We start from the raw sequence: 13,433 nt of genomic DNA, 5'->3' as shown, positions 1-13,433 counted from the left end.
TCGCCGGGCGTTTTCTTTTGCGCTCGAACCTACTGGCCGAGGTCGCGCAGGCGCTTGCCCTGCATCAGATTGCGTTCGATGCGCTCCAGGGTGACACCCTTGGTTTCCGGTACCAGCAGGAACACCAGGAAGATGAACACCACGTTCAGTCCGGCATAGATCCAGAAGGTGGTGCCCTGCCCCAGGGTGCCCAGCATGGTCAGGAAGGTGGCGCCGACGATCATGTTGGCGATCCAGTTGGTGAAGGTGGAGCAGCCGATGCCGAAGTCGCGGCCCTTGAGCGGCTGGACTTCCGAGCACAGGGTCCAGATCAGCGGACCGGCCGACATGGCGAAGCCGACGATGAAGATCAGCAGCATGACCACGGTAAAGGTCTGCTGACCATGACTCAGGTTGCCCATGCCGAGCATGGTGCCGACCACGCCCAGGCCCACGGCCATGACCACGAAACCGGTATAGAGGATGGGTTTGCGGCCCCACTTGTCGACCAGGAAGATGGCGATGAAGGTGGCCAGCACGTTGGTCAGACCCACCGCGGCGGTAAACCACATCTGGGGGGCGGTGTCGTAGCCCATGCCTTCGAAGATGCGCGGCGCGTAGTACATCACCACGTTCATGCCAGTGAACTGCTGCACTACCTGCAGCAGTACGCCCAGGCCTACCGAGCGGCGGAAGTTGGGATTTTCCTTGAACAGCGACCAGCCCTTTTGCGGGACCTTGAGCTGCTCTTCGATCTCGGCGACCTCTTGCTGGATGACCTTTTCGTCACCGCGCAGCCGGTGCAGGACCTTGATCGCCTCCTCCCGACGACCCGCCATGATCAGCCAGCGCGGGCTGTCGGGCAGGGCGAAGACGCCGATCAGGAACAGCACCCCGGGGATGGCGATGATGCCGAGCATCCAGCGCCAGGCCTCGTAGTAGCTGAAGGCGGTATTGGAGAGGAAGGCGATCAGGATGCCGGCGGTGATCATCAGCTGATACAGCGAGATCATCGAGCCGCGGATGTTTTCCGGAGCGACCTCGGCCAGGTACAGCGGAGCGGTGAAGGAAGCGATGCCGATGGCCAGGCCCAGCAGGAAGCGGGCGAAGATCAGCATGGTCGGCGAGGTGGCCAGGCCACAGAGGATCGAGCCGATCACGAACAGCACGGCGCCCAGCATCAGCGACTTCTTGCGCCCCAGCTTGGCCGACAGCGAGCCGGCGCCGAGGGCACCCAGCGCGGCACCGGCCATCATGCTGGAGACGATCCATTCGATCACCTGATCGGAGATCTGGAATTCCTGCTGGATGAATTTGGTGGCACCGGAGATGACACCGATGTCGAGGCCGAACATGAGGCCGGCCAGGGCGGCCATCAAGCAGGCGAAGATCGCCTTGGGTTGGGCCTTTTCGGTGACGTGACCGTCGGCGTTGGTGGTGGTGTTGCTCATGGCAGAGGCTCCTCGCTCGCCTTGTGGGCGATCTTGTCGTCGCGGGTCGTTCCGTATCCGTTTGTTACAGACCCGTCCGACGACCCTTGGTTCGGCTGGTAAGAAGTCCTTACCAGAGCCGGGCGGGCTGGGCGTTCACATAGGTGGCATAGAGCGAACCGCCGCCGGTGATGAACAGGCGATTGTCCTTGAGGCCGCCGAATTCGACGTTGGAGACGGTTTCCGGCAGGTGCAGGGTGGCCAGCGGCTGGCCGCTCGGATTGAAGATCCGCACGCTGTTCTGCTCCGCCGAGCCGGCCCAGCTGCACCAGAGATTGCCGTCGCTGTCGACGCGGAAACCGTCGATCACGCCCTGCTCCTTGGCGTCGATCAGCACCTCGCCACCGCCCAGGGTGCCGTCGTCTTTCACGTTGAACGCCCTGACATGATTGGGCTTGCCGGGGTTGCCGCCGCCGGCGGTGTCGCTGATGTAGAGGCGCTTGCCATCGGGGGCGAAGGCCAGGCCGTTGGGGCGGCCGAAATCCCCCGCCGCCACCGTCGCCTTGCCCTGGGGATCGATGCGATAGACGTTGGTAGGCAATTCGAATTCCGCCTTGTGGCCCTCGTAGGCGCCGAGGATGCCGTAGCCCGGATCGGTGAACCAGATGGCGCCGTCGGCACCGACCACCACATCGTTGGGGGCGTTCAGCGGCTTGCCGTCGAAGCGGTCGAGCAGCACCGTGACGCTGCCGTTCAACTCGCGGCGGGTCACGCGGCGGCTGTCGTGCTCGCAACTGATCAGCCGACCCTCGCGATCGCGGGTGTGGCCGTTGGCGTTGTGGGACTGGTCGTCATAGACGCTGACATGGCCGTCGTCGGCGCTCCAGCGCATCACCCGCGCATTGGGGATGTCGCTGAACAGCAGGCAGCGCCAGTCGGCCATCCACACCGGGCCCTCGGTCCAGAGACCACCGGACCAGAGGCGCTCGACGAAGGCGTTGCCCAGGCGGCCCTTGAAGGCCTGGTCGTGTATCTCCCAGGCGGGATCGGGCATGACGATGGGCGGCTTGCCCTCCCAGTTGCGGGTGAGACCGAACTTGTCGTCGGCCAGGGCGCGACTGGCGACCAGACCGGCCGAGGCGGCCAGGGACACGCCAAGAAAGGTGCGGCGGGCGAGAGGCATGAGGAGACTCCTTTGTTGTTGTCGTTATGGGTCCGGCAAGGCCGGTGGCGGAGCGCCTCCGCATCCAGGATGGAAGGCGCCTCCTGCGAGTGCTTCTTTAGTCGCCCTTATTCCGGCAGACGTTCCACCTTGCCCACCACCAGGCCGTAGCAGAGGGCACCGATCAGCGCGGTCACGCCGATGAAGGCGATGGCCGGGGCGAAGCTGCCGTCCTTGACCAGGAAGCCGATGACGATGGGCACGCAGATGGCCGAGAGGTTGCCGATGAAGTTGAACATTCCGCCGGTGAGGCCGATCAGTCGCTCCGGCGCCATGGCCGAGACCATCGACCAGGTGATGGAGGCCAGGCCGTTGCCGAAGAAGGCCAGCGCCAGGCAGGCGATGATCAGGGCGGGCGAGTCGACGAAGTTGGCGCCGACGATGCTGGTGGAGATCAGCAGGCCACCGATGATCGGCAGCTTGCGCGCCAGGCCCACGGAGGCGCCGCGGCGGATCAGCCAGTCCGACAGCAGGCCCGAGCAGATCACGCCGAGAAAGGCGGCCAGGAACGGCAGCGAGGCGAGGAAGCCGGCCTTGATGAAGTCCATGCCACGGTATTTCACCAGGTAGGTAGGGAACCAGGTCAGGAAGAACCAGAGGGTGGAATTGAGGCAGAACTGGCCGATGTAGATGCCCCACAGCTTGCGCTTGTTGAGCACGCTCCAGAGGTCACGCCACTGGAAGGCCGCACGGCTGCGATTCTTCTGCTCCAGATCGACCAGGCCACCACCCTCTTGGATCAGCGCGACCTCGGCGGCATTGGCGCCGCGGAAGTCCTTGGGTTCGCGATAGACCAGGTACCAGATGGCCGCCCAGAGGATACCGACCCCACCGGTGACGACGAAGACCATGTGCCAGCCAAAGGTCTGCTGCAGGTAGATCAGCACCGGGGTGAGAAAGGCCAGGCCGACGAACTGGCCGGAGGTGTAGAAGCCGATGGCGGTGGCCCGCTCGCGCTCGGGAAACCAGGTGGTGACCACGCGGTTGTTGATCGGATAGGCCGGTGCTTCCAGGGCGCCCACGGCGAGACGCAGGATGATCAGGCCGATGAAGCTGCCGACGAAACCCAGGCCGATGGTGGCCAACGACCAGAGCGCGATGGCCACCGGATAGAGGATGCGCGGGGCAACCTTGTCCACCAACCAGCCGCCGGGGATCTGCATGGCGGCATAGGTCCAGCCGAAGGCCGAGAGGATCAGCCCCATCTGCACCGGCTCGATGCCCAGGTCCTGGGCCAGATGCGGGGCGGCGATGGAGAGGTTGCTGCGGTCGAGGTAGTTGATCACCACGGTGACGAACAGCAGCGTCATGATGAAGAAGCGCGCCCGGCTGGGCTTGGCCAGGGTCGGCGCGGCCGCGGCTGCCGCCGGGGCGGCGTGGGTAGGGGTTGGCATGGCTCGGGTCCTGTAATTGACGTTGTGGCGAGCGTTGTTGCTGTCTGGGGGTCAGGGCGCGGGTGCGGCCCTCGCCCTCTCCCAGAGGGAGAGGGGATGGTCGGTGCGGTAGTCGAGGCAGGTGCTTCCGCTCTTGCCCCCTCTCCCCTCGGGAGAGGGTTGGGGTGAGAGAGCAGCGGCGCCAATCTTCGAAAGCAACGCGTCGCGAGCGCAGGCGGAGCAAGGCGAAAGCCGGTGAGAAAGCGGAGTGCACATCAAGTGCATGAGCATTTCGAACCGGCTTTCAACGCCGCTCCGGCAAGCGCAGCAGCGTTGCATCGAAGAGTTACCACTCGGCGAAACTGCCGTCCTTGTGCCGCCAGATCGGGTTGCGCCAGCGATGGCCGATGGCGGCCTGTTCCTTGACGAATTCCTCGTTGACCTCGACGCCAAGCCCTGGTCCCTGGGGGATCTTCACGTGGCCATCGGCGTAGTCGAAGACCTCGGGATTCTTGATGTAGTCCAGCAGGTCGTTGCCCTGGTTGTAGTGGATGCCCAGGCTCTGCTCCTGGATGAAGGCGTTGTAGCAGTTGGCGTCCAGCTGCAGGTTGACCGCCAGGGCGATGGGACCAAGGGGGCAATGCAGGGCGATGGCCACGTCATAGGCCTCGGCCATGTTGGCGATCTTGCGCGTCTCGGTGATGCCGCCGGCATGGGAGGGATCGGGCTGCAGGATGTCGACGTAGCCTTCCTGGAGGATGCGCTTGAAGTCCCAGCGCGAATAGAGCCGCTCGCCCAGGGCGATGGGCGTGTTGCTCATCAGGGCGATCTCCTTGAGCGCCTCGTGGTGCTCGCTGAGCACCGGCTCCTCGATGAACATCAGGCGGAACTGCTCCAGCTCCTTGACCAGCACCTTGGCCATGGGCTTGTGCACCCGGCCATGGAAATCCACCCCGATGCCGAAGTGCGGACCGCAGGCGTCGCGGATGGCGGCGACGTTGGCGATCACCTGGTCGACCTTGTCGTAGGTGTCGACGAACTGCATCTCCTCACTGGCGTTCATCTTGATGGCGGTGAAGCCCTTGGCCTGGCGCTCTAGGGCCTGGGCCGCGGTCTCCGCCGGGCGATCGCCGCCGATCCAGGAATAGACGCGGATGCTGTCGCGCACCTGGCCGCCGAGCAGTTCGTGCACCGGTACGCCCAGGGCCTTGCCCTTGATGTCCCACAGGGCCTGGTCGATGCCGGCCAGCGCGCTCATGTGGATGCCGCCACCGCGATAGAAGCCGCCACGATAGAGCACCGTCCAGTGGTCTTCGATGTTGCGCGGATCCTTGCCGATCAGGTAGTCGGCCAGTTCCTCGACCGCCGCCGCCACGCTATGGGCGCGGCCTTCCAACACGGGCTCGCCCCAGCCGTGGATGCCCTCGTCGGTCTCGATCTTGAGAAAGCACCAGCGCGGCGGGACGACGTAGGTGGTGAGTTTGGTGATCTTCATGGTGTGGAAATCTCGACTGTAATTATTGGATCGAGGGATCAGACGCCCTTGGTAGCCTGCCAGCCGGCCGCGAAGGCCTGGGCATTGGCGCTTACCTGGGCAGCGGTCAAGCCCGGCTTGTACAGCGCCGAGCCGAGGCCGAAGCCGTTGGCGCCGGCGGCCAGGTAGGGGCCCATGTTGTCCGGCGTGATGCCGCCCACCGGCAGGAGCGCCAGCTCCTTGGGAAACACCGCGCGCCAGGCCTTGACCACCGCCGGGCCGAGTTGCTCGGCGGGAAACAGCTTGAGGCTGTCGGCGCCGGCGTCGAGGGCGGCGAAGCCTTCCGAGGGGGTGGCCACGCCCGGGGCACTGACCAGGCCGGCGGCCTTGCTGGCACGGATCACCGCCAGGTTGGCGTTGGGCGAGACGATCAGCCGGCCACCGGCGGCATCCACCTCGGCCACCTGGGCCTCGGTGAGCACCGTACCGGCGCCGATCAGGCAGCTTTCGCCCAGCTCTGCGGTGAGCCGGCGGATACTGTCGAAGGGCTGCGGCGAGTTGAGCGGGATCTCGATGACGCGAAAGCCGGCGTCGTACAGGGCACGGCCGACCGGGACGATCTCGTCCGGGGTGACGCCGCGCAGGATGGCGATCAGCGGCAGGTCCTTGAGATAGGTATCAAGCATGGGAGCCTCCAGAGGTAGGGAGCAGGCCGGCGGCCTGGGCCAGGCGCCAGAGCCCGGCCCGGGTGGCCTGCTCCAGCAGGCGGACCTGGTGGATATCGAACAGCGCCAGGGCGTCGCGATAGCGCTGGCAGAGCGCCGCATCGCCGATCAGCACCAGGGGTGGGCAGGTGGCGCCCTTGAGGGCGGCGACCTGGCTGCGCAGCTCTTCGCCGATCAGCAGGCCAGAGAGGTAGTCGAGGCTGTGCGTCGCCCCCAGTTCGCCGGCCAGCACCCGGCTGCGGGCCGTGAAGAGGCGGCCGAACAGGCCCTCGGCCCCGGCGTCGCGGGCGGTGACCAGGCCCAGGCGGAAGGCCTCGGCACTGGCTTCGGGGCCGGCCTCGGTGGCCGGACGCCCGAGGATCGAGTGGTCGCGCAGCACGGCGAACAACTCGCCGGTCATGTAGGTGGCGAAGTCGGTCAAGCGGCCGTCACGCACCCGCACCCACTTGCTGTGGGTGCCGGGCAGCACCAGCAGGGCTTCGGCAGCCAGGTCCGGCTCCAGTTCGAGGGCGCCGAACACCTGGGTTTCCTCGCCGCGCAGGACATTGGGCAACTCGCCGCGCTGCATTACCCCGGGCACCAGATGGAGCTCGCCGCAGCCGCTGTCCAGGCGCAGCAGGCCGGCGGCCAGGCTGTGGACGTCGGCCGGGCAGTCGGCATAGGGCACCTCGCGCCAGCCGCCGCGACTGCCGACCATGCCGCAGGCGATGGCGGGCAGGTCCGGCTGGGCGTCGTGCCAGTCGCCCACCAGGGTGCGATACGCCGCGGCGAAGTCGCCATCCGGCACATGCATGATGCCCCAGGGGCGGCTGCGGGTTTCCAGCACGGCGCCCTGGGCGTCGAACAGCTGGGCCCGCAGGGACGAGGTGCCCCAGTCGAGGCCGATGAGGTGCGGGGTGGCGGTCATGCAGGACTCCAGCCGAGTTCGCGGGAAATGGCCCGGGCGCAGGCAGTGACCTCGGGCTGCAATTCATGCAGCCGCGCCTCGGGCATGTAGGGAATGGCACTGGCCACGCTCAGGGCCGCGACGATGACGCCATCGGCGCCGCGGATGGGCGCGGCCACGCAGCGGATGCCCAGTTCGTTCTCTTCCAGATCCAGGGCATAGCCCTCGGCGGCGTGGCGCCGCAGGCGCGCGCAGTAGTCCGCCCAGGGTAGGAAGTCCTCGCGCAGGCCGGGCTGGCCGGTACGCCGGGCCACGCCCTCGCCATAGAGGGCTTCCCATTCGCCCTCGGCGAGATCGAGCATCAGCGCCTTGCCGACCCCGGTCAGCGCCAGCGGCATGCGCAGGCCGACGCGAGATCTCATCTCCAGCCCCCTGCTGCCCGGCAGCTTGTCGAGATAGAGCACATCGCCGCCCTCGCGCACGCCGAGGTGCACGGTGTCGCCACAGTGCTGGGCCAGCCGTTGCAGATGGGGGCGGGCCACGCCGGTCAGCGGCAGCTGCTCGCGGGCCTGGTAGCCCAGGGCGATGAGATGGCTGCCCAGGATCAGCCGCCCGCCGTCATGGCGCAGGTAGCCGGCCTGGGTCAGGGCGGCGACCAGGCGATGGGTGGTGCTGCGGGTGCAGCCGATGGCGGCGCCGACCTGGGCCAGGCTGTCGGCCCCGGCGGCCACGGCTTCGAGCACGGCCAGGCCGCGAAACAGTGCCTGGGCCCCGCTGGGCGCTTCGCCCTTGTTGGAATTGTTGTCGTTCATGGCCTTCACTTTAGAAGCCTCACGGGCAAATCTCAATATGTGATACGTGATCCCATATTGTGGGATTTCAGTTAGATATGACAGCCTTGTCACATAGCTGCAATATTGGCGCTATCTAATGCACGGCACATTGCAAGGACTCGAGAGGCAGAGCGCTCCATGACGGGTAAATCCATCCTGATCGTCGACGATGAGGCGCCCATTCGCGAGATGATCGCCGTGGCCCTGGAAATGGCGGGCTATGAATGCCTGGAGGCGGACAACAGCAAGGACGCCCACGCCCTGATCGTCGATCGCAAGCCCGATCTCATCCTGCTCGACTGGATGCTGCCTGGCACCTCCGGCCTGGAACTGGCCCGCCGCCTCAAGCGCGACGAGCTGACCGACGCCATTCCCATCATCATGCTCACGGCCAAGGGCGACGAGGACAACAAGGTCCAGGGGCTGGAAACCGGCGCCGACGACTACATCACCAAGCCCTTCTCGCCCCGCGAGCTGGTAGCGCGCCTGAAAGCCGTGCTGCGCCGCACCGGCCACATGGAGAGCGACGGTCCGCTGGAGGTCAACGGCCTGATCCTCGATCCGATCAGTCACCGGGTGACCATCGACGGTGCTCCCGCCGAGATGGGCCCCACCGAGTACCGGCTGCTGCAGTTCTTCATGACTCACCAGGAACGCGCCTACACCCGCGGCCAGTTGCTGGATCAGGTCTGGGGCGGCAACGTCTATGTCGAGGAGCGCACCGTGGACGTGCACATCCGCCGCCTGCGCAAGGCCCTCGGCGAGACCTACGAAAGCCTGGTACAGACAGTGCGCGGCACCGGGTATCGCTTTTCCACCAAACTCTGACGCGGGATCACCGCCGACGTGAACATCAACTGGCGCTCCCGTCTGGCCACCCAGCTGTCGACCGTGGTCGCCGGCTGCGCCCTGGCCGGCTGGCTCTTCGGCCATGTCGGCCTGGCGGTGGCCCTGGGACTGGCGGTCTACCTGGCGGTGACCCTGAGGCACCTGCTGCGCCTGCACGCCTGGCTGCTGAGCGAGGCCCCGGGCGCGCCGCCGGAAGCCGAAGGGCTATGGGGCGAGGTGCTCGACCGGCTCTATCGCCGCCAGCGCCACGAACAGCGTCAGCGCGAGGAACTGCTCGCCGTCATCGGCCGCGCCCAGGCCTCCACCGAGGCCCTGCGCGACGCCATCATCCTGGTGGATCGCCACGGCAACCTGGAGTGGTGGAATCGCGCCGCGGAAACCCTGCTGGGCCTGCGCCAGCCCCAGGATCTTGGCCAACCCATCACCAACCTGGTGCGCCATCCGCGCTTTTCCGACTACTTCCTCGGCGGCGACTACGGCGAGCCGCTGGAACTGGCCTCGCCGCTCAACGACGATGAATACCTGCACATCCTGGTCACCCGCTTCGGCGAGGGCGATCGGTTGCTGCTGGTGCGCGACGTGACCCGCCTCCACCAGCTGGAACAGATGCGCAAGGATTTCGTCGCCAACGTCTCCCATGAGTTGCGCACTCCGCTGACGGTGATCACCGGCTACCTGGAGACCCTGCTGGACAACGCCGACCATGCCACCCCGCGCTGGCGGCGAGCACTGGGGCAGATGCAGCAGCAGGCCGGACGCATGCAGCACACCATCGACGACCTGCTGCTGCTGGCGCGCCTGGAAGCCACCGACTATCCCGCCGACAACCGCCCGGTGGCCCTGGAGCCGCTGCTCGCCTCCATCCTGCAGGACGGCCGCGCCCTGTCCGGCGCTGTTGGCCACCGGCTGAGCCTGGAGTGCGAGCCGGGCCTGGCGCTGCTGGGCAGCGAGACCGAATTGCGCAGCTGCTTTTCCAACCTGGTGTTCAACGCGGTCAAGTACAGTCCCGAGGGCGGCGAGGTGCGGGTGCGTGCCTGGCAGGACGCCGAAGGCGCCCACGTCGCGGTGCAGGACAATGGTCCCGGTATCGACGCCCGCCACCTGCCGCGCCTGACCGAGCGCTTCTATCGCCTCGACGCCAGCCGCGCCTCCAGCACCGGCGGCACCGGCCTGGGCCTGGCCATCGTCAAGCACGTGCTGATCCGCCATCGCGGCGGCCTGGATATCCACAGCGTGCCCGGCGAGGGCAGCTGCTTCACCTGCGATTTCCAGCCCGAGCAGATCGCCCAGCGCACCGCCGCCTCGGCCTGAGCCGGCCTCTCCCGCCGTGCTATCGTCCGGCCATCCCTGTCGCGGTCCCCTGCCATGCCCCAAGCCCTACGCCTGCTGCCGGTCCTGCTGCTCGCCCTGCTCGGCTGCCTGTTGCTGGGAAGCCAGGCCTGGCACCGCGCCGAACAGGCGAGCCTGGCCGAGGCCAGCCTGCTCGGCCAGGAACAGTTGCGCCTGCATGCCAGCGGCCTGCAGACCCTGATCGACCGCTTTCGCGCCCTGCCGACGGTGCTGGCCCAGGACCCGGAGCTGATCGCCGCGCTCACCACCCCGCCCGATGCCGCCGCCACCGAGCGCCTCAATCTCAAGCTGGAGCGCCTGAACACGGCCGCCCAGTCCTCGACCCTGGAGCTGCTGGATCGCACGGGGCTGGCCATCGGTGCCAGCAACTGGCGGCTGCCCTCCAGCTATGTCGGCCACAACTACGGCTTCCGGCCCTATTTCCGCGAGACCCTCGCCGGCGGCAGCGGCCGCTTCTATGCCGTGGGGGTCACCACCGGCATTCCCGGCTATTTCCTCTCCCACGCGGTGCTGGACGCCCAGGGGCGCTTTCTCGGCGCCGTGGTGGTCAAGCTGGAATTTCCCGCCATCGAGGCACGCTGGGGCGAGCATCCCGAGGTCCTGCTGGTGAGCGATGCCCGCGGTGTGGTCTTTGCCGCCAATCGCCCGGCCTGGCGTTATCGCCTGCTGCGCGAGCTGACCCCGGCCGATCGCGCCGAATTGGCCACCACCCGCCAATACGACAGGCGCACCCTGCAACCCCTGCCCTATCGCCAGGAGCGGGTGCTCGGCGAGCAGCGCCAGGTAGCGCACATCCAGGCCCCCGAAGGCAGCGCCGACTACCTCTGGGACAGCCTGCCGCTGCCCAGCGAAGGCTGGACCCTGCACCTGCTCCGGCCTACCCAGGACCTGCAGGGCGGCGGCCCGGGCGCGGCGCTGGCCGCCGCCTGCGTCTGGCTGCTGCTGGTCTGCGCCGGTCTCCTGTGGGCGCAACGGCGCCGCCTGCAGCGCCTGCGCCAGCGCAGTCGCCTGGAACTGGAGCAGCTGGTGGAGGCCCGCACCGCCGAATTGCGCACCGCCCAGGATGGCCTGGTGCAGGCCGCCAAGCTGGCCGCCCTGGGGCAGATGTCGGCGGCCCTGGTGCACGAACTCAACCAGCCACTCACCGCCCAGCGCATGCACCTGGCGAGTCTGCGCCTGCTGCTGGATCACGGTCGGCTGGACGAAGCCCGCGCCGCCCTGGAGCGCCTCGATGGCCTGCTGACCCGCATGAGCGGCCTCACCGCCCACCTCAAGACCTATGCGCGCAAGACGCCTGCCGGGCTGCGCGAGCGGGTCGATCTGGCCCGGGTGGTGGACCAGGCGCTGGAGTTGCTGGAGGCGCGGCGCGCCGAGCTGGCCGTCGAACTCGTGCTGGAACTGCCGCGCCCGGCCTGGCTGCTGGGCGATCCCATCCGCCTCGAGCAGGTGCTGGTCAACCTGCTGCGCAACGCCCTGGACGCCGTGGCGGAGCGACCCCGGCCGCAGGTCCGAGTCAGCCTCGCGCGGGAGGGGGAAAACTGGTTGCTGGAGGTGGCCGACAACGGCGGCGGCATCGCCGCCGAGCACCTCGACCAGGTGTTCGATCCCTTCTTCACCACCAAGCCGGTCGGCGAAGGCCTGGGCCTCGGCCTGGCGGTGTCCTCGGCCATCGTCCAGGCTCAGGGCGGCAGCCTGGACGCGCGCAACGGCGCCGAGGGCGCGGTGTTCCAGCTGCGACTGCCTGCGGTGGCCGAAACCGGCTAGCGCCCACGCGGACTACCGCACCGCTGAACCGGCGCCCAGTCGGGGACTCGACCGGCTGCCAACGTTCGGGCAAGGTAGCGGCCACCGGCCGCGAGAGGACGCCCCCATGCAAGCCCAGGTCTATCTGGTCGACGACGAAGCCAGCATCCGCGAAGCGGTGCGCCAGTGGCTGGAGCTGTCGGGGCATCAGGTGCGGCTGTTCGCCCGCGCCGAAGACTGCCTGGCGGCCGTGACGCCGGATTTCGCCGGCGTGGTGGTCAGCGACGTGCGCATGCCCGGCATGGACGGCCTGGCCCTGCTGGACCGGCTGCAGGCGCTGGATCCCGACCTGCCGGTGATCCTGCTCACCGCCCACGGCGATGTCGCCCTGGCGGTCAGCGCCATGCGCCAGGGCGCCTACGACTTCCTGGAAAAACCCTTCAGCCCCGAGGCCTTGCTCGGCGATCTCGGCCGCGCCCTGGAAAAGCGCCGGCTGGTGCTGGAGAACCGCCAGCTGCACCGACGGGTCGACGACCAGAGCGCCCTCGCCCGCCGGCTGCTCGGCGTCTCGCCCGGCCTCGTGCGCTTGCGCCAGCAGATCCTCGATCTGGCGCCGACACCGGTCAACGTGCTGCTGCGCGGCGAGACCGGCAGCGGCAAGGAACTGGTCGCCCGTTGCCTGCACGACTTCGGTCCCCGAGCCGGCAAGGCCTTCGTCGCGCTCAACTGCGCGGCCATTCCCGAGCAGCTGTTCGAGAGCGAGTTGTTCGGCCACGAGAGCGGCGCCTTCACCGGCGCCCAGGGCAAGCGCATCGGCAAGCTGGAATACGCCAACGGCGGCACCCTGTTTCTCGACGAGATCGAGAGCATGCCCCTGGCGCAGCAGGTCAAGCTGCTGCGCGTGTTGCAGGAGCAGCGCCTGGAGCGCCTCGGTTCCAACCAGAGCATCGACCTCGACCTGCGCATCGTCGCCGCCACCAAGCCGGACCTGCTGGAAGAGGCCCGCGCCGGGCGCTTTCGCGAGGACCTGGCCTACCGCCTCAACGTCGCCGAGCTGCACCTGCCGCCGTTGCGGGCGCGGCGCGAAGACATTCCGCTGCTGTTCGATCACTTTCTCGCCGAGGCCGGCGCCCGCCTGGGGCGCCCGGTCACCCCGCCCGGCGCGGCGCGGCTGGCCCAGTTGCTCTGTCACGGCTGGCCGGGCAATGTCCGTGAACTGGCCAACGCCGCCGAACGCGAGGTGCTCGGCCTGGGCACGCCGGCCGCGGCCCAGGGCCATTCCCTGGCCGATCAGCTGGAAGCCTTCGAGGCCCAGTGTCTGCGCGCGGCCCTGGCTCGCCATGGCGGCGAGATCAAGGCGGTGATGGACGAGTTGCAACTGCCGCGGCGCACCCTCAACGAGAAGATGCAGCGCCATGGTCTGGTGCGCGCCGACTTCCGCGACGACGACTGAGGCGCCATAGGCGGAAATCCGCTCATTGCTAGATGGGTTTCGGCGATCTTTCGCCGATCCCCGCTGAAAAACCCAGTCAGGACGCGGCTTCGTGACCTGGCACGCCCCCTGCTATA

Annotated in this window: 11 protein-coding genes; 4 read left to right on the top strand and 7 right to left on the bottom strand. The window is 67.9% G+C overall.

Annotated features, from left to right (window positions below):
• Window positions 1-29: 29 nt before the first annotated feature.
• The 7 genes from RCF34_RS14520 to RCF34_RS14490 all read right to left on the bottom strand — a co-directional run bounded on the left by RCF34_RS14520 (window position 30) and on the right by RCF34_RS14490 (window position 7,901).
• Window positions 30-1,430 (bottom strand): sugar porter family MFS transporter, encoded by a 1,401-nt coding sequence (locus RCF34_RS14520; protein ID WP_308708783.1) that lies wholly within the window; start codon window positions 1,428-1,430, stop codon window positions 30-32.
• A 109-nt stretch (window positions 1,431-1,539) separates the two neighbouring features.
• On the bottom strand, window positions 1,540-2,592 hold the full coding sequence (locus RCF34_RS14515) for an SMP-30/gluconolactonase/LRE family protein (RefSeq protein WP_308708782.1): 1,053 nt from the start codon (window positions 2,590-2,592) through the stop codon (window positions 1,540-1,542).
• Between the two features lie 107 nt (window positions 2,593-2,699).
• Window positions 2,700-4,025, bottom strand: coding sequence for an MFS transporter (locus RCF34_RS14510; RefSeq protein ID WP_308708781.1), 1,326 nt, complete (start codon window positions 4,023-4,025; stop codon window positions 2,700-2,702).
• Between the two features lie 325 nt (window positions 4,026-4,350).
• The gene (dgoD, locus tag RCF34_RS14505) at window positions 4,351-5,499 is read right to left on the bottom strand and encodes a galactonate dehydratase (RefSeq protein WP_017642356.1); all 1,149 of its coding nucleotides are present in this window, start codon (window positions 5,497-5,499) and stop codon (window positions 4,351-4,353) included.
• Between the two features lie 38 nt (window positions 5,500-5,537).
• Window positions 5,538-6,164, bottom strand: coding sequence for a 2-dehydro-3-deoxy-6-phosphogalactonate aldolase (locus RCF34_RS14500; protein ID WP_308708780.1), 627 nt, complete (start codon window positions 6,162-6,164; stop codon window positions 5,538-5,540).
• A complete protein-coding gene (locus RCF34_RS14495) occupies window positions 6,157-7,110 on the bottom strand; it encodes a 2-dehydro-3-deoxygalactonokinase (protein ID WP_308708779.1) in 954 nt (317 codons plus the stop codon). Before RCF34_RS14495 ends, RCF34_RS14500 begins: the two co-directional genes overlap by 8 nt.
• Window positions 7,107-7,901, bottom strand: a complete 795-nt coding sequence (locus tag RCF34_RS14490) for an IclR family transcriptional regulator (protein WP_208693493.1) — start codon at window positions 7,899-7,901, stop codon at window positions 7,107-7,109. The genes RCF34_RS14495 and RCF34_RS14490 overlap by 4 nt, the downstream gene beginning before the upstream one ends.
• 159 nt (window positions 7,902-8,060) lie before the next feature.
• On the opposite strand from RCF34_RS14490, the gene phoB reads away from it, so the two are divergent.
• From phoB to RCF34_RS14470, 4 genes are all read left to right on the top strand, one after another.
• Complete coding sequence (gene phoB / locus RCF34_RS14485; protein WP_308708778.1) at window positions 8,061-8,750, top strand: phosphate regulon transcriptional regulator PhoB; 690 nt, start codon at window positions 8,061-8,063, stop codon at window positions 8,748-8,750.
• An 18-nt stretch (window positions 8,751-8,768) separates the two neighbouring features.
• Window positions 8,769-10,082, top strand: a complete 1,314-nt coding sequence (gene phoR, locus RCF34_RS14480) for a phosphate regulon sensor histidine kinase PhoR (RefSeq protein WP_308708777.1) — start codon at window positions 8,769-8,771, stop codon at window positions 10,080-10,082.
• 54 nt (window positions 10,083-10,136) lie between these two features.
• On the top strand, window positions 10,137-11,885 hold the full coding sequence (locus RCF34_RS14475) for an ATP-binding protein (RefSeq protein WP_308708776.1): 1,749 nt from the start codon (window positions 10,137-10,139) through the stop codon (window positions 11,883-11,885).
• A 106-nt stretch (window positions 11,886-11,991) separates the two neighbouring features.
• Entirely contained in the window at window positions 11,992-13,317 is a 1,326-nt protein-coding gene (locus RCF34_RS14470) for a sigma-54 dependent transcriptional regulator (RefSeq protein ID WP_308708775.1), read from the top strand.
• Window positions 13,318-13,433 lie beyond the last annotated feature (116 nt).

Origin of the sequence: Pseudomonas sp. 102515, from assembly GCF_031085165.1 — a bacterium.
GTDB lineage: Bacteria > Pseudomonadota > Gammaproteobacteria > Pseudomonadales > Pseudomonadaceae > Chryseomonas.
The sequence above is the reverse complement of the archived record's forward strand: the minus strand, read 5'-3'. Positions and strand labels throughout refer to the sequence as shown.